The sequence below is a fragment of the Herbiconiux sp. genome, from assembly GCF_023264895.1.
Taxonomy (GTDB): Bacteria; Actinomycetota; Actinomycetes; order Actinomycetales; family Microbacteriaceae; genus Herbiconiux.
The window spans coordinates 1-24,503 of sequence record NZ_JAHFUY010000072.1 but is presented as its reverse complement, the minus strand read 5'-3'; the positions used below and the strand labels follow the sequence as shown (position 1 = coordinate 24,503).

At 70.3% G+C, this 24,503-nt stretch carries 22 protein-coding genes; 9 read left to right on the top strand and 13 right to left on the bottom strand.

From position 1 onward, the window contains the following. The 5 genes from Q0D57_RS13675 to Q0D57_RS13655 form a co-directional block, all read left to right on the top strand. On the top strand, positions 1–1,024 hold a 1,024-nt coding region (locus Q0D57_RS13675), incomplete at its 5' end, for a LacI family DNA-binding transcriptional regulator (protein ID WP_291044969.1). Between the two features lie 183 nt (positions 1,025–1,207). Further along, complete coding sequence (locus Q0D57_RS13670) at positions 1,208–2,914, top strand: FGGY-family carbohydrate kinase (protein WP_291044967.1); 1,707 nt, start codon at positions 1,208–1,210, stop codon at positions 2,912–2,914. Positions 2,915–3,016: 102 nt separating this feature from the next. Beyond that, positions 3,017–3,763, top strand: a complete 747-nt coding sequence (locus tag Q0D57_RS13665) for an L-ribulose-5-phosphate 4-epimerase (protein WP_291044964.1) — start codon at positions 3,017–3,019, stop codon at positions 3,761–3,763. Further along, entirely contained in the window at positions 3,760–5,283 is a 1,524-nt protein-coding gene (gene araA, locus Q0D57_RS13660; RefSeq protein WP_291044961.1) for an L-arabinose isomerase, read from the top strand. The genes Q0D57_RS13665 and araA overlap by 4 nt, the downstream gene beginning before the upstream one ends. 111 nt (positions 5,284–5,394) lie before the next feature. Next, entirely contained in the window at positions 5,395–6,066 is a 672-nt protein-coding gene (locus Q0D57_RS13655; RefSeq protein WP_291044958.1) for a cyclodeaminase/cyclohydrolase family protein, read from the top strand. A 93-nt stretch (positions 6,067–6,159) separates the two neighbouring features. Here Q0D57_RS13655 and Q0D57_RS13650 read toward each other — a convergent pair whose 3' ends face one another. The 4 genes from Q0D57_RS13650 to Q0D57_RS13635 form a co-directional block, all read right to left on the bottom strand. Beyond that, a complete protein-coding gene (locus Q0D57_RS13650) occupies positions 6,160–8,034 on the bottom strand; it encodes an ABC transporter ATP-binding protein (protein ID WP_291044980.1) in 1,875 nt (624 codons plus the stop codon). Between the two features lie 183 nt (positions 8,035–8,217). Next, positions 8,218–9,201, bottom strand: coding sequence for a carbohydrate ABC transporter permease (locus tag Q0D57_RS13645; RefSeq protein WP_291044955.1), 984 nt, complete (start codon positions 9,199–9,201; stop codon positions 8,218–8,220). Next, positions 9,198–10,328: a sugar ABC transporter permease gene (locus Q0D57_RS13640; protein WP_291044952.1), complete on the bottom strand. Its 1,131-nt coding sequence runs from the start codon at positions 10,326–10,328 to the stop codon at positions 9,198–9,200. Before Q0D57_RS13640 ends, Q0D57_RS13645 begins: the two co-directional genes overlap by 4 nt. An 87-nt stretch (positions 10,329–10,415) precedes the next feature. Next, positions 10,416–11,735, bottom strand: coding sequence for an ABC transporter substrate-binding protein (locus Q0D57_RS13635; protein WP_291044947.1), 1,320 nt, complete (start codon positions 11,733–11,735; stop codon positions 10,416–10,418). A gap of 221 nt (positions 11,736–11,956) precedes the next feature. On the opposite strand from Q0D57_RS13635, the gene Q0D57_RS13630 reads away from it, so the two are divergent. Next, positions 11,957–13,015: a LacI family DNA-binding transcriptional regulator gene (locus Q0D57_RS13630; protein ID WP_366518627.1), complete on the top strand. Its 1,059-nt coding sequence runs from the start codon at positions 11,957–11,959 to the stop codon at positions 13,013–13,015. Positions 13,016–13,095: 80 nt separating this feature from the next. Here Q0D57_RS13630 and rplL read toward each other — a convergent pair whose 3' ends face one another. The 6 genes from rplL to Q0D57_RS13600 form a co-directional block, all read right to left on the bottom strand. After that, positions 13,096–13,482, bottom strand: a complete 387-nt coding sequence (rplL, locus tag Q0D57_RS13625; RefSeq protein WP_259529557.1) for a 50S ribosomal protein L7/L12 — start codon at positions 13,480–13,482, stop codon at positions 13,096–13,098. A 51-nt stretch (positions 13,483–13,533) separates the two neighbouring features. Next, a complete protein-coding gene (gene rplJ, locus Q0D57_RS13620; RefSeq protein WP_291044942.1) occupies positions 13,534–14,049 on the bottom strand; it encodes a 50S ribosomal protein L10 in 516 nt (171 codons plus the stop codon). A 212-nt stretch (positions 14,050–14,261) separates the two neighbouring features. Continuing rightward, complete coding sequence (locus Q0D57_RS13615; protein ID WP_291044939.1) at positions 14,262–15,965, bottom strand: PAS domain-containing sensor histidine kinase; 1,704 nt, start codon at positions 15,963–15,965, stop codon at positions 14,262–14,264. Between the two features lie 151 nt (positions 15,966–16,116). Next, complete coding sequence (locus Q0D57_RS13610; protein WP_259529552.1) at positions 16,117–16,281, bottom strand: hypothetical protein; 165 nt, start codon at positions 16,279–16,281, stop codon at positions 16,117–16,119. A 106-nt stretch (positions 16,282–16,387) separates the two neighbouring features. Beyond that, on the bottom strand, positions 16,388–17,812 hold the full coding sequence (locus Q0D57_RS13605; RefSeq protein WP_291044929.1) for an ATP-binding protein: 1,425 nt from the start codon (positions 17,810–17,812) through the stop codon (positions 16,388–16,390). Beyond that, positions 17,809–18,573, bottom strand: coding sequence for a response regulator transcription factor (locus Q0D57_RS13600; protein WP_291044926.1), 765 nt, complete (start codon positions 18,571–18,573; stop codon positions 17,809–17,811). Before Q0D57_RS13600 ends, Q0D57_RS13605 begins: the two co-directional genes overlap by 4 nt. A gap of 137 nt (positions 18,574–18,710) precedes the next feature. On the opposite strand from Q0D57_RS13600, the gene Q0D57_RS13595 reads away from it, so the two are divergent. Both Q0D57_RS13595 and Q0D57_RS13590 read left to right on the top strand, forming a co-directional pair. Further along, a complete protein-coding gene (locus tag Q0D57_RS13595; RefSeq protein WP_291044975.1) occupies positions 18,711–19,340 on the top strand; it encodes a YqaJ viral recombinase family protein in 630 nt (209 codons plus the stop codon). Next, on the top strand, positions 19,241–20,167 hold the full coding sequence (locus Q0D57_RS13590; RefSeq protein ID WP_366518625.1) for an alpha/beta hydrolase: 927 nt from the start codon (positions 19,241–19,243) through the stop codon (positions 20,165–20,167). The genes Q0D57_RS13595 and Q0D57_RS13590 overlap by 100 nt, the downstream gene beginning before the upstream one ends. Here Q0D57_RS13590 and Q0D57_RS13585 read toward each other — a convergent pair. Continuing rightward, a complete protein-coding gene (locus Q0D57_RS13585) occupies positions 20,107–20,820 on the bottom strand; it encodes a DUF998 domain-containing protein (protein ID WP_291044922.1) in 714 nt (237 codons plus the stop codon). The two genes, Q0D57_RS13590 and Q0D57_RS13585, sit on opposite strands and share 61 nt — an antisense overlap. A 263-nt stretch (positions 20,821–21,083) precedes the next feature. Between Q0D57_RS13585 and Q0D57_RS13580 the strand changes: the two genes are divergently transcribed. Beyond that, positions 21,084–22,046 carry an NADP-dependent oxidoreductase gene (locus Q0D57_RS13580; protein ID WP_291044972.1) on the top strand — a complete coding sequence of 321 codons (963 nt, stop codon included), beginning with the start codon at positions 21,084–21,086 and terminating at the stop codon, positions 22,044–22,046. Positions 22,047–22,161: 115 nt separating this feature from the next. Here Q0D57_RS13580 and Q0D57_RS13575 read toward each other — a convergent pair whose 3' ends face one another. Continuing rightward, the gene (locus tag Q0D57_RS13575; RefSeq protein ID WP_291044919.1) at positions 22,162–23,271 is read right to left on the bottom strand and encodes a cell wall-binding repeat-containing protein; all 1,110 of its coding nucleotides are present in this window, start codon (positions 23,269–23,271) and stop codon (positions 22,162–22,164) included. Between the two features lie 159 nt (positions 23,272–23,430). Further along, on the bottom strand, positions 23,431–23,985 hold the full coding sequence (locus Q0D57_RS13570) for a GNAT family N-acetyltransferase (protein ID WP_291044915.1): 555 nt from the start codon (positions 23,983–23,985) through the stop codon (positions 23,431–23,433). Between the last annotated feature and the right edge of the window lie 518 nt (positions 23,986–24,503).

Sequence of the window (24,503 nt, the reverse complement as noted above, 5' to 3'; positions counted from 1 at the left end):
CACCGCGCCGCCCCCCGCCGCCCGCCGCCCCCCGCGCGCCGCGAGCGTCTTCGACGTCGCGAAGCTCGCCGGTGTCTCCCACCAGACCGTCTCCCGCGTGCTCAACGACCACCCGAGCCTTCGCCCCACCACCCGCCAGCGGGTGCTCGACGCCATGCGCGAGCTCGACTACCGCCCCAACCTCGCCGCACGAGCACTCGTGACGAGCAGATCCCGGATCGTGGGCATCCTCTCCACCGCCGGCGGCGAGTACGGCCCGTCGTCGAGCATCGCCGCCGTCGAGACCGCCGCGCGCAGCCGCGGCTACAGCGTGAGCATCGCCAACGCCGACGGCCTCGACCAGGCCTCCATCGACGAGGCCCTCAACCACCTCGTGGCCCTCGCCGCCGAGGGCATCGTCGTGATCGCACCCCAGCCGAAGGTGCTCGACACCCTCGCCAAGCTCACCTTCAGCGTGCCCTACGTGACCGTGCAGACCCTCGGCACCACCGACGAATCCGAGACCGCCCTCGACCAGCTGCACGCCGCGCGCCTCGCCACCGCCCACCTCGCCGAGCTCGGGCACAAGCGGATCGGACACCTCGCGGGCCCGCAGGACTGGATCGACGCCTCCTCCAGACTCGCCGGCTTCCAGCAGGAGCTCGCCGCTCGAGGCCTCACCGACGCACCCGTGGTCACCGGCGACTGGAGCGCCGAATCCGGCTACCGGCAGGGCGCCGCACTGCTCGCCCAGGGCGTGACCGCCGTGTTCAGCGCGAACGACCAGATGGCGCTCGGGCTGCTGCACGCCGCGCACGACGCAGGGCTCCGGGTTCCCGACGACCTCAGCGTGGTGGGCTTCGACGACACCCCGGAGGCACGGCACTACCTGCCCGCCCTCACGACCGTGCGGCAGGACTTCGCCGAGGCCGGCCGCCGCGCGCTCGACCTCCTGCTCGACGACCGCGACGTGGCGCCGTCGGTCGATCCCGTGCTCGTGCTGCGCGAGTCGACCGCAGCCCCTGCGGCGACTCCGGATGCGTAGTCGGGCGACCACTCCGGATGCGTGGTCCACGACCACTCCGGATGCATGGTCCGCGACCACTCCGGATGCGACGTAGGTCCACTTTCGCATCGCTCCCGTTTCGCCTACACTCGTCCTTAATGTGATCGATCACATTAACGATCACCCGATGATCGCCTGCAGAGCCGAAGGAGTCCGAGCGCCATGAGCGAGCCCGCCACCACCCCCGCGGAGGCGATCCTCTCCGGCCGCACCTCCCTCGGCATCGAGCTCGGCTCCACCCGCATCAAGGCCTGCCTCATCGCCGACGACGACCCCACCCAGGTGCTCGCCGTCGGCAGCCACGACTGGGAGAACGAGTTCGTCGACCGCGTCTGGACCTACTCCCTCGACTCCGTCTGGACCGGCCTCCAGCAGGCCTTCGCCGCCCTCGTCACCGATGCCGAGACCCGCCACGGCGTGCGCCCCGACACGGTCGGCGCCCTCGGCATCTCCGCCATGATGCACGGCTACCTCGCCTTCGACGCCGACGGCGAGCTGCTCGTGCCCTTCCGCACCTGGCGCAACACCTCCACCGGGCAGGCCTCCACCGAGCTCACCGAGCTCTTCGGCCTCAACATCCCGCTCCGCTGGTCGATCGCGCACCTCCACCAGGCCGTACTCGACGCCGAGCCCCACGTGTCGCGGATCCACTCCATCACCACCCTCGCGGGCTACGTGCACGAGCGCCTCACCGGACGCCACGTGATCGGCATCGGCGACGCCTCCGGCATGTTCCCCATCGACTCGAGCACGCACGACTACGACGCCGAGCTCGTGGCGCGCTACGACGCGCTGAGCGCATCCCGCACCGACGCATCCGGCTCCGGCACGACCACCGCTCCCGCCCTCACCCGCCCCCTCGCCGCGCTGCTGCCCCAGGTGCTCGTCGCCGGACAGCCCGCGGGCGAGCTCACGCCCGAGGGCGCAGCGCTCCTCGACCCCACCGGCACCCTCCGCCCCGGCATCCCCCTCTGCCCGCCCGAGGGCGACGCGGGCACCGGCATGGTCGCCACCGCTTCGGTGGCCCCGCGCACGGGCAACGTCAGCGCCGGAACCAGCATCTTCGCCATGATCGTGCTCGAGCGCCCCCTCGCCGAGGTGCACCACGAGCTCGACCTCGTCACCACCCCCGCGGGCGACCCGGTCGCCATGGTGCACTGCAACAACGGCGCGAGCGAGATCGCCGCCTGGGCCGGCCTGTTCACCCGCTTCGCCCAGCAGAGCGCCCCCGCATCCGGATCGGCCGTCGACAGCGACGCCGTCTTCGACGTCCTCTTCCGCGAGGCGCTCGAGGGCGAAGCGGATGCCGGCGGCCTCCTGGCCTACAACCACCTCGCCGGCGAGCCGATCGCCGGGCTCGACGAGGGCCGGCCGCTCGTGGTCCGCACGCCCGACAGCCGGCTCACGCTCGGCAACTTCATGCGCGCCCAGCTCTACGGGGTGTTCGGCACGCTCGCCCTCGGCATGCGGGTGCTCCACGGTGAGGGCGTCGCCATCGATTCGATGTTCGCCCATGGCGGCATGTTCCGCACGGCCGGAGTCGCGCAGCGCTTCCTCGCCGGCGCGCTCGACGCCCCGGTCTCGGTGGCGGCCACCGCCTCCGAGGGCGGCCCCTGGGGAATCGCGGTGCTCGCGGCGTTCGCATCCGCCAGCCACGCCGGCGCCACCGAGGGCTCCGCCACCCTGCCCGCCGCCACCAACACCGCCCCCACCCAAGATCTCGGCACCTACCTCCGCGAGCGCATCTTCGCCGACGCCCCCTTCGACACAACGGCCCCCGACCCCGCCGACGTCGCCGGCTTCGCCACCTACCTCGAGCGCTACCGCGCCGGGTTGTCCGTCGAGCGCGCGGCCGTCGAGAGCCTCTGACCCCGAGAGCACTGAGTCCCATCCCGTCGTCCCCACCCACCCGCCGCGACCCCCCGGACCGGCACGCGATTCCGCACCGACCTCCCCAAGGAGCACCACCCCATGACCGACCTCCCCGCCCCCGGTGACACGGCGGCCCCCTTCGCCCCCACGGCCGCCCTCGTGGCCGAGATCGCGCGCGTGCGCCAGCAGGTCAGCGACCTGCACGCCCAGCTCGTGCGCTACGGGCTCGTCGTGTGGACCGGCGGCAACATCTCCGGCCGCGTCCCCGGCGCCGACCTCTTCGTGATCAAGCCCTCGGGCGTCGACTACGACGACCTCGCCCCCGAGAACATGATCCTCTGCGACCTCGACGGCACGGTCGTCCCGGGCACCGAGGGCTCGGACCGCTCTCCCAGCAGCGACACCGCCGCGCACGCCTACGTCTACCGCAACATGCCCGAGGTCGGCGGGGTCGTGCACACGCACTCCCCCTACGCCGTGGCCTGGGCGGCACGCGGCGAAGCGATCCCCTGCGTCACCACCGCCATGGCCGACGAGTTCGGCGGCGAGGTGCCGCTCGGCCCGTTCGCCATCATCGGCGACGACTCCATCGGCCGCGGCATCGTCGAGACCCTCAAGGGCCACCGCTCGCGCGCCGTGCTGATGAAGAGCCACGGCCCCTTCACCATCGGCAAGGATGCGCGCGACGCCGTCAAGGCCGCCGTCATGGTCGAGGACGTCGCCCGCACCGTCTTCTTCGCCCGCCAGCTCGGCGGCCCCCAGCCCATCGAGCCGAGCGCCATCGACTCCCTCTTCAACCGCTACCAGAACGTCTACGGACAAGACCCGACAGGATCCCTCGCATGACCCGTCTCAGCACCTCCCTCGAGCCCTTCGAGATCTGGTTCTTCACCGGCAGCCAGAACCTCTACGGCGAGGAGACCCTCCGCCAGGTCGCCGAGCAGTCGCAGCAGATCGTCGCGACGCTCGACGGCTCCGGCGAGGTCCCCGTCAAGATCGTCTGGAAGCCGGTCCTGAAGGACAGCGAATCCATCCGCCGCGCGGCACTCGACGTCAACGCCGACGACCGCGTGATCGGCGTCATCGCCTGGATGCACACGTTCAGCCCCGCCAAGATGTGGATCGCCGGTCTCGAGGCCCTCGCCAAGCCGCTGCTGCACCTGCACACCCAGGCGAACGTCGAGCTGCCCTACGCCGACATCGACTTCGACTTCATGAACCTCAACCAGGCGGCGCACGGCGACCGCGAGTTCGGCTACATCCAGACCCGGCTCGGCGTCGCCCGCAAGACCGTCGTCGGCCACGCCACCAACCGCCGGGTGCAGACGCAGATCGCCGGCTGGGCGCGCGCTGCGGCCGGATGGCAGGCCGTCAAGACCCTCAAGCTCGCCCGGTTCGGCGACAACATGCGCTACGTCGCCGTGACCGAGGGCGACAAGACCGAGGCCGAGATCCGCTTCGGTGTGCAGGTCAACACCTGGGGCGTGAACGAGCTGGCGGATGCCGTGGCCCTCGCCGAGGCCGACACCGCCGCCGTCGACGCCCTCGTCGCCGAGTACGAGGAGCTCTACGACGTGGCCCCCGAGCTCCGTGCGGGAGCCGACCGTCACCAGTCGCTGCGCGACGGCGCGGCCATCGAGATCGGCCTCCGCTCGTTCCTCGAGGAGGGCGGCTTCGGCGCCTTCACCACGAGCTTCGAAGACCTCGGCGCCCTCAAGCAGCTGCCCGGCCTCGCCGTGCAGCGCCTGATGGCCGAGGGCTACGGCTTCGGCGCCGAGGGCGACTGGAAGACCGCCATCCTCGTGCGCGCCGCCAACGTCATGGGCGCGGGCCTCCCCGGTGGTGCGAGCCTCATGGAGGACTACACCTACGACCTCGTCGACGGTGCCGAGACCATCCTCGGTGCCCACATGCTCGAGGTGAGCCCCTCGCTCACGACCGCGCGCCCGTCGCTCGAGATCCACCCGCTCGGCATCGGCGGCAAGGACGACCCGGTGCGCCTGGTCTTCACGGCCGACCCGGGCCCGGCCGTCGTGGTCGCGCTGAGCGACATGCGCGACCGCTTCCGTCTCGTCGCCAACGTCGTCGAGGTCGTCGAGCCCCGCGCTCCCCTGCCGAACCTCCCGGTCGGCCGTGCCGTCTGGCGTCCGGCACCCGACTTCGCCACCTCCGCCGCCGCCTGGCTCACCGCGGGTGCTGCGCACCACACGGTCATGTCGACCGCGGTCGGCGTGGAGGTCTTCGAGGACTTCGCGGCGATCGCCAAGACCGAGCTCCTCACGATCGACGAGGCCACGACACTCCGCGGCTTCCAGAACGAGGTCCGCTGGAACCAGGCCTACTACCGCCTCGCCCAGGGCCTTTAGCTCTCCTCACACCCCCGTCTGCCGAACCGTCACTTTCCACGCCATATCCCCTCCGGATGCGTGGAAAGTGACGTCTCGGCAGAGGGGGCCGGGGTGGGGCAGAGTGGTGGGATGAGCGACGACACCCCGCCCGAGGTCAGCGCCCGCCAGTCAGGCCTGCGGGAATGGACCGCTCGCCTCGCCGAGCCCGTGGGCGACCCGGGCGGCGGAGCCGCCGCAGGGGTGATGCTCGCGATGGCGGCCTCGCTCGCCGCGATGGCCGCCGCCTACACGGCGCCCGAGCGCTACGAAGCGGCCGCTGACACGTCGGATGGGCACGAGCAGGTGCAGCAGCGCGAGCGCGAGCGCGCCGCCATCGCCGGCCGCGCCGCCGCCCTCCGCGAGCGGGCTCTCGAGCTGGCCGACCTCGACGGCGACGCGTCCCAGCAGTTCGGCGAGGCCTTCGGCATCCGCAAGGAGGCCGAGCGCGAGCACGCCATCCGGGAGGCCAGCCTCGACGCCGCCACCTCGTCCGAGTCGCTCGGAGACGCCGCCCTCCCCCTCGTGGCCGACCTCGAGTGGCTGCACACCCATGCGAACCCGGCGGTGCACGCCGACGTCGTCGTCGCCTGCGCGGCCCTCCGCGGCGCCGTCGCCGGTGCTCGTGCCAATCTCGTGGCCGACACCGGCATCCTCGCCTCGCACACCGACGGCGACCCCGCGGCGGAGTCGGCCCGCCCGGAGCTCGACGCCGCAGCCGACCGCCTCACGGCAGCCATCGCCCGCCTCGACCAGCTGGGCTGAACCGCGCGCGCCTCACGGCCGCCACCGCCAGGCCGCCCAGGCCGACCAGGCCGAGCCAGACGCCAGACGCCGGTCGCCGGTCGCCCCGCCGCCCTACACCGTGCTGAGCTGCTGCTCGTAGAGCCGGGAGTACGCCCCCTGCCGCGCGAGCAGCTCGGCGTGCGTGCCCGACTCCACGATCCGCCCGTGATCCACCACGAAGATCACGTCGGCGTCGACGATCGTCGACAGCCGGTGCGCGATCGCGATCGTCGTGCGCCCCGAGGCCGCCTCGTCGAGCGCATCCTGCACCACCCGCTCCGAGATGGAGTCGAGCGCGCTCGTGGCCTCGTCGAGGATGAGCACCGCCGGATCCTTCAGCAGCACCCGCGCGATCGCGATCCGCTGCTTCTCGCCGCCCGAGAGCCGGTAGCCGCGCTCGCCCACCACCGTGCGATAGCCCTCCGGGAAGCTCATGATGCGCTCGTGGATGTTGGCCCGCCGCGCCGCATCCGCCAGCTCCTCGGCCGTGGCGTCGGGCTTGGCGTAGCGGAGGTTCTCCTCGATCGTCGCGTGGAAGAGGTAGGTCTCCTGACTCACGATCCCGAGCCGGTCGACGAGCGACTCGTGCGTGACGCTGCGCACATCACGCCCGTCGACCAGCACGCGACCCGAGGTCGCCTCGTAGAGCCGCGGGACGAGATACGACACGGTCGTCTTGCCCGCACCCGAGGGCCCCACGAAGGCCGCGAACTGGCCCGGCTCGATCGTGAACGAGACGCCGTCGAGCGTGGGGTTCGACGCCTCGCCGTCCGGATACACGAAGCTCACGTCGTCGAACGCGACACGGCCGGCCGCCGCCGACGCCGGGAGCGCCACCGCATCCGGTCGGTCGGTGATGGCGGGCTTGAGGTCGAGGTACTCGAAGATGCGCGCGAAGAGCGCCCCGCTCGTCTGCAGGTCGAGCCCCACGCGCATGAGGCCGAGCAGCGGCCACATCAGCCGCGCCTGCACGGTCGTGAACGCCACGATGGTGCCGGCCGTCACATCCACTCCCCCGGCGATGAGGTAGCCCGCGGCCAGGTAGACCACGGCCGGCACGATCGAGAGCACGATCTGCACGATGGCGAAGAACCACTGACCGCTCATCTGCTGCCGCACCTGCAGCGAGATCTGGTTGTCGTTCTCGGCCGAGTAGCGCGCCACCTCGGCGCTCTGCCGGTTGAAGCTCTTGGCCAAGAGGATGCCCGAGACCGAGAGGGTCTCCTGGGTGATGGCCGTCATGTCCGAGAGCGACTCCTGGGTCTGCCCTGCGATGCGCGCCCGCACCTGCCCCACCCGCCGCTGCACCGACACGAGGATCGGCATGAGCACGACGGCCACGATCGTGAGCTGCCAGCTCAGCAGCAGCATCGCCACGAGCGCCGCGATCACCGTGACGGTGTTGCCGAGCACGCTCGAGACCGTGTTGGTGAGCACGTTGGCCACGCCGCCCACGTCGTTCTGCAGCCGCGACTGGATGATGCCCGTCTTCGTGCGCGTGAAGAACGCGAGCTCCATGCGCTGCAGATGCGAGAAGAGCCGGATGCGCAGATCGCCCATCACCCGGTTGCCCACCTTCGCGGTGAGGTAGGTCTGCCACACGCCGAGGGCCGCCGAGACGATCCAGATGAGCACCATGAGCCCCACGAGCTCGAGCAGCACCGGGATGTCGGGGCGCCCGCCGGGCGGGAACAGCCCGAGGTCGAACGCCTGCTGGGTGAGCAGCGGCGGCAGCACGGTGAGCGCCGCCCCCACGAGCACGAGCAGCCCCGTGACCACGAGCGCGCGCTTGTAGGGCACGAACAGCTCCCGGATGCGGTGGAACAGGTGCGGGATGCGCGGCGCGTCGGCGTTGGCGGCCTTCTGCCGCTCCGCGTCGCCGGACGACACCCGCGACCCGCGGCCGCCCGGATGCCCGCGCCCACCGGCCGCAGCGGCCTCGCTCATCCGCCCACCGCCCGCTCCGCTCATGCGCTCACACTACGCCGAGCCGCCGACACCACCGTCGAGTTCCTCCCACGGCGAAACCGCCAGGGTGATCATCGCGGACAACGCCGAACGTCGCGGCATCCGAGCCCTGTAGAGAGCCGGTTGCCGCGACGTGTGGCGTTGTCCGGGCGAAAGCGCGCGTCAGCCCTTCGTGGAGCCCGCGAGGAGCCCCCGCACGAAGAACCGCTGCAGCGCGAAGAACACGATCAGCGGCACCACGATGGCCACGAACGCGCCCGCCGTGAGGAGGTACCAGTCCTGCCCGCGCGACCCCGTGATCTCGGCCAGCAGCTTCGTGATCGGCGCCACCGCCCCGTCGGCGAAGATGAGCGCCACCAGGAGGTCGTTCCACACCCAGAGGAACTGGAAGATGGCGAACGACGCGAGCGCCGGCATGGTCAGCGGCAGGATGATCCGGAAGAAGATCTGCCCGTGCCCCGCACCGTCCACGCGCGCGGCCTCGATGACCTCGCGCGGGATCTCCGAGACGAAGTTGTGCAGCAGGAAGATCGCGAGCGGAAGCGCGAAGATCGTGTGCGCGATCCACACCTGCGAGAACGTGCCCGAGGAGGGGATGCCCGAGAAGATCCAGTCGTCGCCCACCGCGACACCGCGGGAGAACAGCGACAGCAGCGGCACGAGCGCCATCTGGATGGGGACGATCTGCAGCGCGAAGACGCCGATGAACAGCCAGTCCTTGCCCTTGAAGTCGATCCAGGCGAAGGCGTAGGCCGCGAGGGCCGCGATGCAGAGCGGGATGAGCGTCGCCGGGATCGTGATGGCGATCGAGTTCACGAACGACGAGGCGATCGTGACCGACGAGTTGCCCGACTGCAGCACCTCGGCGTAGTTGTCGAGCGTGAAGCTCGGGTTGAAGATGCTCGTCCACCAGCCCGTGGTCTGGATGTCGTTGCGGTCGCGGAACGAGGAGATGAAGAGGCCGAAGGTCGGGATCGTCCACACGATCGCGATGATCAGCGCCGCCACGGTGGCACCGCGGCTGGTGAGCCGCCGCTTCACGCGCTTGGCGGGGCGCTCCTCACGCTCGAGCTCCCTCTCGCCGGCGCGGAGCTGCTTCTTCGTCGAGGGATCGACCGGCAGGTCGATCGGCTGGACGGCGCTCATCGGATCTCCCTCTGCTTCTTGATCTGTCTGGCGTTGTAGATGACGATCGGCATCACCAGGATGAACAGGATCACGGCGAATGCGGCCGACCGGCCGTACTCGAAGTTCTTGAACTGCGTGTACATCTCGTTCGCCAGCACGCTCGTCTCGTTCGCGCCCGCCGTCATCGTGCGCACGATGTCGAAGACCTTGAGCGAGGCGATCGAGATGGTGGTGACCACCACGATCAGCGATGAGCGGATGCCGGGGACCGTGACGTTGGTGAACCGCTGCCAGGCGTTGGTGCCGTCGAGCTCCGCCGCTTCGATCTGCTCCGTCGGCACGCCCTTGATGGCGGCCGAGAGGATGACCATCGCGAAGCCGGTCTGGATCCAGATCAGCACGATGATGAGGAAGAAGGTGTTCCACGGTGACTGGGAGAGCCACTGCTGGGGCTCACCGCCGAACCACACCACGAGCTGGTTGAGCAGACCGATCTGGTTCTGGTCCTCGGGGCGGTAGGTGTAGACGAAGCGCCAGATGATCGAGGCGCCCACGAACGAGATCGCCATGGGCATGAAGACGATGATCTTGAAGAACTTCTCGCCGCGGCTCTTGTCGATGAAGACCGCGTAGGCCAGACCGAACACCGTGGAGAGAGTGGGCACCACGAGCACCCAGATGATGGTGTTGAGGATGACCCGGAGGTTCTGCGGGTTGGTGAGCACCCAGGCGAAGTTGTCGAGCCCCACGAAGTTGCCGCGGCTGGAGAACAGCGAGTCGACGGCGGTCTTGATGGTGGGGTAGATGAGGCCGATCAGCAGCAGGATGATCGCGGGTGCGAGGAATCCGAACAGCTGGAAGAGGTAGCCGGCACCCTGTTTGGAGCGCTTGTCGAGCCAGAAGAACAGAAGGCCGAAGGCGGCCGCGATGAGCGCGGCCCACCAGACCGAACCGACCAGCACGAGGGCGAGGAACGGCGCGATCACGCAGACGGCGAGACGGATGATCGTGTACTTGCGACCGGATCGCGGGGCGATCTCGATGAAGAACAGGATCAGCGCCACGACGGCCGCGAAGGCGAGGACGACGATGGGTATCTGGGCGAGCGGTGGTAGTCCCCCGACCCAGAGCAGGAACTCTGACATGGCAGCCTTTCGAGTGCGACTCTGAACTCTTGACGTGCCCCCAGAGGCCGCCCGGCGTCACCGGGCGGCCTCTGGGGTGCAACCAACCTACTCGGTCGGCCAGCCGCCTTCGATGGAGGTGAGGACCTCTTCCTGGGGAGTGCCGTTGATCCAGTCGACCATGCCCTTCCAGAAGGTGCCGGCGCCGACGGCACCGGGCATGAGGTCGGAGGCGTCGAACCGGAACGTGGTGTTCGGGTCCTGGAGGATCTCGATGGCCTGCTGCAGGATGGGGCTCTGCGCGTTGGCCGGGTCGAGGCCCGTGTTGGCCGAGATCACGCCGCCGAGGGCGACGCGGCTGTTGGCCCACTCGGGGCTGGAGAGGTACTCCTGCACCTTGACGGTGTCCTCGTCGTCGGTGAAGGCGCCCACGATCTCGCCACCACCCGTGACGGCGGTCTCACCCTCGGTGACCGGCGGGGTCACGAAGGCCCAGATGTCGGCGTCGGGGCCGACCTCGGCACCGGCGTCGACCAGGAAGCCGTCGAAGAACGAGGCCTGGTGCGTGAGCGAGCAGGTGCCCTGCGCCATGCCGGTCGCGACGTCACCGAACTCGGTGCTGTTGATCGACTTGACGTCGCCGTAGCCGGCGTTGACGTAGTTCGGGTCGAGCAGGATCTCTCCCACCGAGGTGAACGCGTCGGCGATCTGCGGGTCGGTGAAGGGGACCTCGTTGGCGACCCACTCGTCGTAGACCTCCGGGCCGGACTGACGGAGCACGAGGTCTTCGACCCAGTCCGTTCCCGGCCAGCCGGTGGCGTCGCCCGAGCCGAAGCCGGCGCACCAGGGCTGCGAGCCCAGGGTGGTCTGCATCGTCGCGGTGAGGTCGAGCATCTCCTGGTAGGTGCCGGGCACCTCCCAGCCGTTGTCGGCGAACTGCTTGGGCGAGTACCAGACGAAGCCCTTGACGGATGCCATCAGCGGCGCGCCGTAGAACGTGTCGTCGACCGTGCCGTAGGCCTTCCAGTCCTCGGACCAGTACTCGTCGACGTTGGCCTCGACGCCCTCGGGCGCGGGCTTGATGAAGTCGCGCGAGGCGAGGTCGGCGAGAAGACCCGGCTGCGGGAAGATCGCGAGGTCGGGCGGGTTGCCGCCCTGGGCGCGGATGCCGATCTGCGACTCGAACTCCTTGGACGACTCGTACTGGATGTCGATGCCGTTCTCTTCCTCCCAGTCGGCCCAGGACTGCTCGAGCAGCTCGGCCTCGGTGTCGGCGATGGTGCCGTAGACGGTGACGACGCCGTCAGCTTCGCCTGAAGAGCCTCCGGCTCCTCCCCCGGCGCCGCCTGAGCAGCCGACGAGTGCGAGACCGAGCCCGGTCGCGACGGCGATTGGGGCTGTGACACGGCGGTGCAGGATAGACCGCATTTCTCCTCCTCATTGAGTATGAGCGCCCCGTTGTGGTGCCAATGGGGGCCTGGTTCAGGAAACCTTTCCATAAGTTTCCGCAAAGCACAAGCGATCGGACGGCGGGGAAGAAAAGTAACGATTAGGTTGCAGAGAGCGCTCTCACGATGACGTGCTTCGAGCTTCCCGCCACAGTGGCTCTCGCGGCGTCCCGGACAAGGGCGCTAGGATTCTGGAAGCGTTTGCAGACGAAGGTCGACGAGGAGGTCACCGTGTCGGGAATCGAAGACGTGGCGAGCCTCGCCGGGGTCTCGAAGGCCACGGTCTCGCGCGCCCTGAGCGGCCGCGGGTACGTCTCGGTCGAGACCAGGGCCAAGGTGTCGGATGCCGCCCACCGCCTCGGCTACGTCGTCTCCTCGAGCGCCTCGAGCCTCGTCACCGGGCGCACGAACAACGTCGGCGTGATCATCCCGCGCATCAACCAGTGGTTCTTCGGCAGCATCCTGGAAGGTGTGGAACGGGCGCTCCTGGATCGCGGCTACGACCTCATGCTCTACAACGTCTCCAAGACGGTGGAGGAGCGCTCGAAGGTGTTCGAGTACTTCCTCGTGCGCAAGCGCGTCGACGCCGTGATCGCCGTCACGCTCGAGATCACCCCCGCCGAGACCGAGCGACTCGTGGGCCTCGGCAAGCCGATCGCCGGCATCGGAGGGCCGCTCGAGGGCATCCCCACCGTGAGCATCGACGACGTTGCGGCAGCGCGCCTCGCGACCGAGCATCTGCTGCTCCTCGGCCACCGCGACATCGTGCACGTCGGTGGCGACGTCGACGAGCAGATGGACTTCCATGTGCACTCGAAGCGGCTGAAGGGCTTCCTCGAGGCGCTGACGGCCGCGGGCCTCCCTCACGACGAGAACTCCTACCTGGCCACGCGCTTCGACATCCCGGGAGGCTACCGGGTGGGCAAGCAGCTCCTCGGCGATCCTCGCCGTCGGCCGACCGCCGTCTTCGCCGCGGCCGACGAGGTGGCGATCGGCGTCATCCTCGCCGCCCGCGAGCTCGGCATCTCGGTGCCCGACGACCTGTCGGTGATCGGCATCGACAACCATCCGCTCTCGGACATGTTCGGCCTCACCACGGTGGAGCAGCGCCCCGACCTGCAGGGCGAGCACGCGGTCGACTGGGTCATCCGTCAGCTCGAGCAGCCCGGCTGGAGCCCGGATGCGGGGCACGCCTTCGCGCCCACCCGCCTGGTCATGCGCTCGTCGACGGCCCCTCCGCGCCCTCGGGCCGGTTCGTAGCCCCCGGCCACGCAGGCACGGGCAACGACAGAAGCCCCGAGCCGATGGCCCGGGGCTTCTGAAGAAGTAGAAGAAGAAGACTACTTGACGGTGACGGTGGCGCCAGCCTCTTCGAGCTGAGCCTTGGCCTTCTCCGCGGTCTCCTTGTTGGCGCCCTCGAGGACGGCCTTGGGAGCACCGTCGACGAGTGCCTTCGCCTCACCGAGGCCGAGGCTGGTGAGGGCGCGCACCTCCTTGATGACCTGGATCTTCTTCTCGCCGGCAGCCTCGAGGATGACGTCGAACTCGGTCTTCTCCTCGACCTCTTCAGCGGCGGCGGCAGCCGGGCCGGCAGCGCCGGCGACGGCGACGGGGGCAGCCGCGGTGACCTCGAAGGTCTCCTCGAACGCCTTGACGAACTCGCTGAGCTCGATGAGGGTGAGCTCCTTGAAAGCCTCGAGCAGTTCCTCGGTGGAAAGCTTTGCCATGTTGTTCTCCTTGGTTTGGTAGTTAGTTCAACCGCAGTCCCGGGCGTGAGCCTAGGAAGCGGACTCCTGCTTCTCACGCAGCGCTTCGACCGTGCGAACGGCCTTCGACAGCGGTGCGTTGAAGAGATATGCGGCACCGAACAGCGAAGCCTTGAAGGCACCGGCGAGCTTCGCCAGCAGGACTTCACGGGATTCGAGGTCGGCGAGCTTGGTGACCTCATCGGCGGTCAGGGGGTTACCGTCGAAGTAACCGCCCTTCACGACCAGAAGAGGGTGTGCCTTGGCGAAGTCACGCAGCGACTTTGCGACGGCCACGGGGTCACCGTGGACGAATGCGATCGCGGACGGGCCGACGAGCTCGTCGTCGAACGACGAGATGCCAGCGTTGTTCGCCGCGATCTTGGTCAGCGTGTTCTTCACCACGGCGTATGACGCGTGCTCACGGATGGATCCGCGCAGCTGCTTCAGCTGGGCGACCGTGAGACCGCGATACTCGGTCAGCAGGACGGCGGTCGAGCTCTGGAAGAGTTCCGTGAGCTCGGCTACCGAGGCTTCCTTGTTCGCCATGGCGCTCCTAGTAATCGTTGGTGTGGCCGGGATGAACGTCGGCCCGATTCGAGGGGTGCAGATGAGAAAAGCTCCGGCGCAGGAGGCCGGAGCTTGAACACCACGAGTAACACGGGAGCTTGCTTCGTACACCTGCGCTGGTCTTCGCTCACGCGAATCTTCGGCCGGAACTGGTTCGTTCCGACAACCGGCGGTCTTTGGCCTCGTACAGACTAGGTCACGACGCGCCCGGATGCAAACCGCATCCGCACGGTCACGACCGTTCCGTGTCCGGGCGCAGACTCGAGCGAGATCGTGGCGCCGTTCGTCTCCGCGAGCGTGCGGGCGATGCTGAGCCCGAGGCCGAGCCCCGGGACCGCCTGCTCGCGCGAGGAGGCGGTGCGGTAGAAGCGGTCGAAGGCGTGCTGCTGCTCGTCGGGGGTCATCCCGATCCCGGTGTCCGACACCTCCAGCAGAGCCGCGTCGCCCTCTCGGCGGAGACCCACGACGACCGTCCCTCCCGCGGGGGTGAACTGCACCGCGTTCGAGGTGATCGCCTCCGCCAGCGCGAGGAGGTCGCGCTCCGCGAACCGCACCGGTTCGACGGCGTCGAGCACCGCGGCGAAGTCGACGCCCTTCTCGGCCGCTGCGAGTCGGGCGGCCTCACTTCCGCGCTCGATGACCGCGCTCGCGTCGACGACCTCCACAGCGGCCGGCGCATCCGCCGACGCATCGGCCGGTGCATCGGCGGCCAGCGCCTCGACCGACGTGCGGCCGGCGGACATCAGCTGGTTGACGACCCCCCACTGGCGTTCGGCCGCCCGGCGGATCGTGGCCGCCTGCGCCACCGTGGCCGCATCCGGAGCGTCGGCCAGCAGATCGGCGTGACCGAGGATGGCGGTGAGCGGGGTCTTCAGCTCGTGGCCCACGTCGTCGAGGAACCGGTCGCGCACCTCGATGGCGTGCACGAGCTCGGTCACGTCGTGCGCGACCATGACCACGGCGATGGGCTCGCCGGTGGCTCCGGGAACGGGCCTCGCCGACACCGACAGGGTGAGCTGCGATCCCGGAGGGCCGACCGTGACGCGCTGGGGCTCGGCGAGCACGCCGTCGAGGATCTGCTCCATCGTGGCGCCCCCGACCGGGATCTTCTGCCCGCGCTCGTCGTAGACCTCGGTGAACTCGCCGACGAGCAGCATGTCGGGGCGGCCCACCTTCCGACCCACGGCGTGAGCCGCCTCGTTGGCGACGATCGCGCGGCCGTCGAGATCGAAGACGGCGAGCGCATCCGGAGACGTCTCGACGAGGGCGCGGATGGTGAGGGTGGCCTCGGTCGAGCTGAGCTGGGCCGACCTGGCGCGCTCGGCCTCGGCATCCGCACGTCTCTGCCTGATCACGAGATCGCGGCCGACGGCGGCCGTGGCCACCGCGAAGAGCGTCACGACGATCGGCAGCGCGAAGACGCGGGACCAGTCGCCCGGATCGTCGATCCCTTCGCCGTCGCGCAGCAGCGGATACGCCGTGACGAGCGCGGTGCCGGCGATCCCGGCGGCCATGAGCGGGGCGGGGAAGGCGAACGAGAGCCAGGCGATCGGGAAGATGACGAGGAGGCCGGCGACGGGCAGCACGTCGACGAGTGCTCCGCGGATGAAGATGCAGGCCACGATGTCCAGCAGCGGGAAGGCGGCGAACCACAGACTCGTCGCGGAACCGGAAGCGCCCCAGCCGTTGGCCTCGACGATGACGCTCACCGCGGTGAGGACGGCCACGGCGAGAGTCGCGGCCACGTACTCGGGACCGATCAGGCCGGGATCGATGAGGTAGGCCGCGATGGTCACGACGACGACGGCCACGAACAGCATGACCTGCGCGAACGGCTGGCGGCGCGACTCGTCGAGCACCCGCACCCACTTCGCCGAGTGCTCCGTCTGCGCCATCCCACCCCTTCGCGCCATCCCACCCCTCTGCGCCATCCCGCCCCCTCAATCAGACGCACCCCCGCGCGCCGACACCGCTCACAGTACGCGAGCGATGGCCGGCACCGCGAGGGTGCGTGGTCCGGGTTCGGGCCCGGCGGTCTGCGAGGGGCTAGACGCGCTTGTTGCCGGAGATCATCCGCACGAGGAAGACGATGACCGCCAGCACGAGGAGGATGAGGCCCACCCAGAGCAGGAAGTTGAGCGACGAGACGAACCCGCCGGTGAAGAGCAGGACGATGGCGATGATCGCGATGATGATGAGCAGGATGTTCATGGTGATGTCTCACCCTTTCGGTGTTCGGGATGTTCCCCCTCGGCCGGAGATGGCCGTGGGCCTGAACCTACCCCCGTTCGGGGTACTCCGCTCGTCCGTGGCCGGATCAGGCGCGAAGGGGTAGGGTCACCGCGAACACCGTGCGGCCCTCCCCGCTCCGCACCGACACCTCGCCGCCGTGCGCGTCCACGACCGCCTTGACGATGGCGAGGCCGAGCCCGGTGCTGCCGGCGTGACGCGACCGCGATCCGTCGCCCCGCACGAAGCGCTCGAAGAGCGTGGGCACGAGCTCGGGATCGATCCCGGGGCCGTCGTCGGCGATCTCGACGAGAGCCGCCGGCTCGCTGCCCGCGTCGCTCACCCGCACCGAGGCGACCACGGTGGTTCCCGCCGGCGTGTGCACGCGGGCGTTGGCCAGGAGGTTGGCGAAGACCTGATGCAGGCGATGCGCGTCGCCGGAGACCGTGACGGGCTCCTCCGGGAGGTCGAGCTCCCAGCGATGGTCGGGGCCGGCCACGTGGGCGTCGCTGACCGCGTCGACGAGCACGAGCGAGAGGTCGACCTCGTCGCGCGCGAGCTCGGGCTTGGAGTCGAGGCGGGCGAGCAGCAGCAGGTCCTCGACGAGCGTGGTCATGCGGGTCGCCTCCGACTCGATGCGGCCGAGCGAGTGCGCCACATCGGGCGGCAGGTCGTCGACGGTGCGCCGGGTGAGCTCGGCGTAGCCCCGGATCGACGCGAGGGGTGTGCGGAGCTCATGACTCGCATCCGCCACGAACTGGCGCACCTTGTTCTCGCTCTGCTGCCGGGAGGTGAGAGCGGATGCCACGTGCTCGAGCATGCGGTTGAACGCGAGTCCCACGCGGCCCACCTCGGAGGAGGGATCGGTGTCCACGGCGGGAACGCGTTCGGCGAGCGCGACGTCGCCGCGATCGAGCGGGAGCTCTGCGACACGGGTGGCGGTGGCGGTGACGCGGTCGAGCGGCCTGAGGGCCAGGCGGATGATGAGCAGGCCGGCCACACCGGCCACCACCATGGCGATCGCGGTGATGCCGGCGATCACGATGATCTGGCGGGAGAGGGTGCTCGTGACGTCGTCGAGCGGGAGGCCCGTCACCACGATGTCGCCGGCGGTGGTGATGACCTGGGTGTCGATGCGGTAGGCGCCCAGGTCGCCGATCGTGAAGCTCGTGGGCTCGGCCGCGGCGGTGACCGCGTCGAGGGCCTCGAGCTGCTCGGCCGTGAGCGACTCGGTCCGGCCGTACTCGTCGAGCACGTAGCCGATCACCGCGGTGCCGCCCGAGATGACCGCCACCACGGTTCCGGATGCCTGCCCCAGCGAGATCTCGGGGCGTGGGCTCTGGTCCGGGCTCTGCAGCGACATCAGCGTGCGGTTCGAGGCCTCCCGCACCTGCGCATCCAGCTGGGTGAGCAGGAAGCTGTTGAGCGCGAGGGTGCTCACGAGCCCGATCACGATGCCGGCGAGGGCGATGAGCCCGAGCACGCTCAGGATCAGCGTGCGGCGGAGGGTCACAGGGCGGGCTTCAGCATGTAGCCGGCGCCGCGCACCGTGTGGATCATGGGGGCACGGCCGGCGTCGATCTTCTTGCGCAGGTAGGAGATGTAGATCTCCACGACGCTCGACTTGCCGCCGAAGTCGTAGCTCCACACGCGGTCGAGGATCTGGGCCTTGCTGAGCACCCGGCGGGGGTTCCGCATGAGGAAGCGCAGGAGCTCGAACTCGGTCGCGGTGAGCTCGATCGAGTGGCCGTCGCGGAACACCTCGTGGCTGTCCTCGTCGAGCTCGAGATCGCCGACGGTGACCACCGGGTCGTCGGCGTCGGCCACCACGAGGGTGCTGCGGCGGATGAGACCACGGAGCCGCGCCACGAGCTCCTCGAGGCTGAACGGCTTGGTGACGTAGTCGTCGCCGCCCGCGGTGAGCCCGGCGATGCGGTCGTCGAGCGCATCCTTCGCGGTGAGGAAGAGCACGGGCGTCTCCTGGCCGTCGCTGCGCACGCGCTGCAGCACCTGCAGGCCGTCGATGTCCGGGAGCATCACGTCGAGCACGATCACGTCGGGGCGGAACTCGCGGGCGAGCGTGATGGCCTGGCGGCCCTCGCTCGCGGTCTTGACCTCCCAGCCCTCGTAGCGCAGCGCCATGGACAGCAGATCGGTGAGCGTGTTCTCGTCGTCGACGACGAGGGCGCGCACGGGAGAGCCGTCGGCACGGCGGAGGCGGGGCTGCTTGGCGGCGGAGCTGCCGCCGGAGATGAGGGAGGCGTCGATGGTCACATCTCCAGTATCGGGAGTCGGCTATGAGGAGTCTATGAGCCTCCGATGCGGAGTCTGAGAATGTCGCCGGCCGATGCCGGATGTCGCTGACCTCGCCTGTCCGGGGTGTGAGCGACAATGGTGGGGTGACGTCTCTCATGCTCTCCTTCCCCTGGGAAGAGGACGAGGTGACTCCCCCGCCGCCCGCTCCGCATCTCGCGCGACTGGTGACCTCCTCGACCGATCGGGTGGCGTGGCTCCGGGCACGCAGCCGCGGCGTCACCGCCACCGATGCCGCCCGGCTCGCGAGCGACCGGGCCGTCGCCTCGGTGGCCTGGGAGAAGCTCAACGGCACGGGCTTCGGCGGCAACGCCTTCACCGATCACGGCCGGGCCCGTGAGCCCGAGATCGCCGCCTGGGTGCGCTCGGAGTACGCGATCGAGCCGAGCGCCGCGCTCTTCCACGCCGCCCGCGAGCGGCGACACCTCGCGACTCCGGACGGCATCCGCCTCGCCGACGACGGCAGTGTCGAGCTGGCCGAGATCAAGACCACCTCGAAGCCGTGGAAGAGCATTCCGCGGAGCTACCTCCGCCAGGTCTGGTGGCAGCAGTACGTGCTCGGGGCCGAGCGCACCCTCGTGGTGTGGGAGCAGCACGTCGACTTCGTGCCGATCTCCGGGGCGCCGCGGTGCGAGTGGGTCTCGCGCGACGAGTCCGAGATCGAGCTGCTCGTGCGGCGGGCCGACGAGCTGCTGGCGTGGATGCGCGGGGAACGGGGACGGCCGTGACGGGCGGGGCTGCCGGGGCTGGCGGTTCTGGCGGTTCTGGCGGTTCTGGCGGTTCAGCTGGCACCGTCCTCCTGCTCCACGGGCTCGGTGGGTCGCGGGAGGATGCGCTGTCGATGTTCTCCCCGATCGTGCCGGCGGGTGCGCACCTTGTGGCCCCGGATGCCCGGGCACACGGAGCGGATGTCGACCCCGCCTCGCCGTCGGAACTGACGCTCGAGGCCATGGCCGCGCGCATCGCCCGGGACGTGCTCGCCTCGCAGGAGGCGGCCGGCCGCGCGGGAGCGCCCGTCACCGTGATCGGCATCTCGATGGGGGCGGCGCTCGCCCTGCGGCTCGCGCTCACCGAGGCGCTGCCGCTCACGCACGCCGTGTTCGTGCGCCCCGCGTTCACCGACGAGTCGCTGCCCTCGAACCTCCGCGCCTTCCCGGTGATCGGTGAGCTGCTGGCCGATCTCGGCGCCCAGGAGGGCGAGCGCGCGTTCCTCGACACCGATCTCTACGGCTCGGTGCGGGCCGAGTCGCGACTCGGAGCGGCGGGGCTGCTCGAGCAGTTCCGGAGCCCGTTCGCGGTGGAGCGCGCGGCCCGGCTGATCGAGATCCCCCGGTCGCGGGCCTTCACCCCCGCCGACGACGTCGGGGCTCTCGACCTGCCCACCGCGATCGTCTGGGCACCCCGCGACCCCGTGCATCCGGTGCCCGTGGCGGAGCTGTGGATGGACGAGCTCGACGGCGCCGTGAGCGTGCCGCTGCCGGCGCGCGACGACGACTACTCGGCGTACGTGGCGGCCACGCGCGGCGGGGTCGCGGAGTGGCTGGGCTGGTCCTGAGGGCTTTCTGACGCGTGCCGCCCGGCGCGGAACTCCGCCGCGGCGAGCACGAGCGCCAGGGTGGCGAGCCAGGCCAGCGCGATGGTGGTGGCCACGAGCTCGAGGATGCCGCCGACCTGCGTGCCGAAGCGCAGCAGCGAGAGCAGGCCGCCGACGCCGGCGATGACGGCCACCGCGATGGCGGCCGACATCGAGAAGCGCGCGAGGCCCGTGAAGCGGCGGTCGACCGAGACCTGGAGCATCACGAACGCCGCGCCCGCGAAGCCGATGACGGCGCAGACGGTGTGCACGAGATCCTGCCAGGTGAACGCGGGGCCCACGGGGAGCGGGCAGCCGTAGGTGCAGGTGACCTGCGAGGCGATGCCGAAGGCGACGGCCGCACCGCCGAGCACGACGGCGGGCGGGGCCACGGCGAGCCAGCGCACTCGCGGATGGAGTCTCGGGGCGCAGAGCGCGACGAGTGCGGCGGAGGCCGCCACGAGCGTCATCCCCCAGCGGAAGACCTCGGCCGTCGGCTCGCCGGTGGCGCCGAGCTCGCTCACGTAGAGGTAGCGGTCGGCCGAGAGGCGGGCCACCCAGATAAGGGTGAGTCCGGCGGTGGTGGCGAGCGCGGCGAGCACGAGGCCCCAGGGGCGGAGGGCGGCGATCGTCATGGGTGGGTACTCCTGGAGGGCGGGTCACTGCATGGTACCGGTGCGGGCTCGTGCGCGGTGAGTTTGCACCACAGTGATGTGACCGTAACACCGGCGAATCATTCGCCGCCTAGCGTGGGAGCAAGCCGAACAGGCTGCGCAGTGAGGCGGGTAGCCCGAGCCCTCCCGTGGCGTTCGAACTCTACGGAAGGCATTGGATGATCGAGCAGCTGAGTGGACCGGGCACGAGCACATCGAGTCCGACGCTCACCCACCCGTCGACGATGCAGGCCGCGGTGATCCGCCGCACCGGGGAGCCTTCGGAGCTCACGGTCGCCACCGTGCCCTCGCCCGTGCGGGTGAACGCCGAGGTGCTCGTGAAGGTCGCCGCCGCCGGTGTGAACCCGATCGACGCGAAGACGCGGGCGGGTTCCGGGGTGTCGGCCGCCATCGACGGCTTCCCCTGCATCCTCGGCTACGACTTCGCCGGCGTGGTGGTCGAGACGCCCTTCGAGGGGCACGCCCTCAATGTGGGCGACGAGGTCTACGGCATGATGTCGGTGCCGCGCGGTGCCGGGTCGTATGCCGAGCTCGTGTCCGTGCCGAGCCTCCAGGTCACCCGCAAGCCCCGTTCGCTCTCGCTCATCGAGGCCGCCGGGGTGCCGCTCGCCGCTCTCACGGCGTGGGGCATGGTGGTGGAACTCGCGAAGGCTCACGAGGGGCAGCGGATGCTCATCCACGCCGCCGCCGGTGGGGTCGGGCACTTCGCGGTGCAATTCGCGAGCTACTTCGGTGCCCGGGTCACGGCCACCGGGTCGGGCCGCAACCAGGGCTGGCTGCGGGAGCTCGGAGCGGCCGAGGTGATCGACTACTCGGCGGTCGACTTCGCCGAGCAGGTGTCGGAGCAGGATGTGGTGATCGACCTGGTGGGCAACGTGCACGCCTCCACCGGCACGCGTTCGCTTGCGACGCTGCGGCCGGGCGGGCTCATCGTCAACGCCCCCACCGGCAGCTGGCCGGGCTTCGTGGAGGAGGCGGCCGCGGCGGGCATGCGGGCCACGACGTTCAAGGTGGCACCGGATGCGGCGACACTGGCCGTGGTCACGCGGCTGATCGACTCCGGCGACGTGCGGGTGCACATCGACGAGGTCTTCCCGCTCGCCGATGCCGCGGAGGCGCACCGCGCGATCGAGCGCGGCCACACCCGCGGCAAGCTCGTGCTGCAGGTGGGGCACCTCCCCTTCTGAGCCTCGCCCCCTGTGGCTCGTGTTCTGGGGCTCGTGGGTGGTTGCAGTCTGCCGAGACGTCACTTTCCACACTTCCCCATGGGTTTTGGCATGAGAAGTGACGGGTGGGCGGTGGTCAGCACGGGGTGAGGCTCTGCACGGACGGGCTGAGGGTGGCTGGGCCGCCCAGGAGCACGATCTCGCGGGGGGCGAGGCGGTGGAGGTCGGCGAGCACCGCCCATGGAACGCAGGTGGGGCGCACGAGGTAGATGGCGGCGCCGCGGCTGCCGGCGAGGGGGCCGCCGCTCAGCGCATCCGGGAAGGCGGTGCCGCTCGCGAGGTAGACCGTGCCGCCAGGGGGTGCCGGATGCGCCGTGCTGTTGAGCGCGACGGCGACCTCGTAGCGGTCGGCGCCGGAGACGCGCGAGACCCCGTGGCCCAGCATCCGGAGCTCACTCTCGATGCCGGCGCTCATGGTGGTGGTGCCACCGAGGAGCGTGACGGCTGCCGGGTCGAAAGCACGGATGGCGGCGTGTGTGGGCGGGGGCAGGCCGGAGCCCGCGCCGTTCACGAGCAGCATCGCGCCGTTTGCGCGCACGGCGGCGGGGGCGGCGGCGACCGCGTCGGCGAACCCGGCTCCCGCTGCCAAGAGCACGACGTCGGCAGCGGGGACGCCGACGACAGGGTCGGTGACGAGTGCGCGGGAGACCTCGTAGCGATCCGCGCCGTCGATGCGGAGGAAGGTGGCCCCGGTGATGCTGCGGGAGAGCTGGGCGAGCACATCGTCGGAGACCGAAGCTGTGCCGCCGACCACGACCACGATCGTCGGCTGGAGCCGGGCGATCTCGGCGATGACGAGCGGCGGTAGAGCGTCTCGCGGAGTGAGGAGGAGGGGTGAGCGGTGGGTGCCGGCCACGGCGCCTGCGCCCAGCGCGTCTGCGAACGCCTGCCCGCTCGCGAGGTAGACGATGTCGGCGCGGTCGAAGCCGGCGCGGGATGCCTGGACGGCCTGGTCGTAGCGGTCGACACCGTGGATGCGGGTGGGGATGGGCAGCGTCGGTGCGGCGGCGGGTGTGGCCGAGGCGGGTGCGGCTGAGGCTGAGGCGGTGAATGGCCTGGGGCTGGCTGCGGTGTCGCCCTGCTCCACCGCGAGGTGCGTGAGTGCGAGCACGAGGCAGAGGAGGATCGCGGCCCCCTTGGCCGGCGCAGCTCGGAGCCGGGCGAGGAGGCGCGAGCGCAGGGGCATGGGGGTCGCTTTCGGAGTGGGTCGTGCTCCGAGGATGTCAGCCGATCGGGCGTGCGGTTATGAGCAGTTGCTACTCACGGGCGGTGGCGACTGGGGCGGTGGCGACTAGGGCAGATCCCGCGGTGGTGGCACGGGCGGTCGCGGGCGGTGACCTGGGGGTCAGGGGGCGAGGTCGACCACGGCGGGGAGGGGCTGCTCGAGCACGAAGTCGTCGTGCAGCTCGTCGCCCACGAGGAAGGTCTTCGTGCCGACCTTGGCGAAGCCGCGCTTCTCGTAGAAGCGGATGGCGCGGGCGTTCTGCTGGTTGACGCCGAGCCAGATGCTGGCGGCGCCGGCTTCCGCGGCGAAGGCGAGGGACGCCTCCATGAGGGTCGTGGCGACGCCGAGCCCGTGGAACGTGCGACGCACGTAGCACTTGCTGAGCTCAATGGTGGGCCGAGCGGTCACGGTGGCCGCGACATCCGGATCGGCCGGTTCGCCGGCGATGAGCATGGTGTAACCGGCGATCTCGCCGTCGACGTCGGCGAGGAGCACCGTGTGGGTGCCGCCTCGGAGGTGCTCGGAGAACGTGGGCTCGGAGAGCTTGTCGGCGATGAAGGCGGCGATGGCTTCGGGTGCTGTTCCGGGAGGGCACGCCAGCTCGAACGTCTCCGCCGCGACGGCGGACACGATGCCCGAGTCCTCCGGGCGTGCTCGTCGAACTCGCGTCACCATATCTGCAAAGGTACCGGGTCGCTCGGTCCGCGCCGGGGAGCACCGCACCCTCTGAGCAAACCCAAACGCGCTTCACAAGAACGGGGGTGGCATGGCTGCTAGGTCGCGACTGCGGAGCACTGATGCGGAAGTCGGCCTGAAGACAGGAACAGGTCGCGAAAGGAAGTCGCGACCGCCGCACCGGGGGAAGTGCGACGGCCGCGAGTCGGTGGCCGATCCTGCGTGATCAATGATTGGTGATCGGTGATCAGCGACCAGTGATCCCGCAGGAGCGGGGTGCCGGCCGCGAAGCCGGCGGGACCGCCGAGCGAGCGGTGATGGCCCGCTCGGGGTGGTCGCGACCGCCGCACCCAGGGGGGAGAGGCGCGGCGGCCGCGAGTCTGAGGGCCGGCCCGAGGGCGCGGCGCGGATCGGAAGGTGGAACGGATGAGGGGGCGGAACCGATGAGGTGGGGAAGGGAAGAGGTGCAGACCGGAGGAGGTGCGGAACTGATGAGGTGCGGAACGGACGAGGTGCGG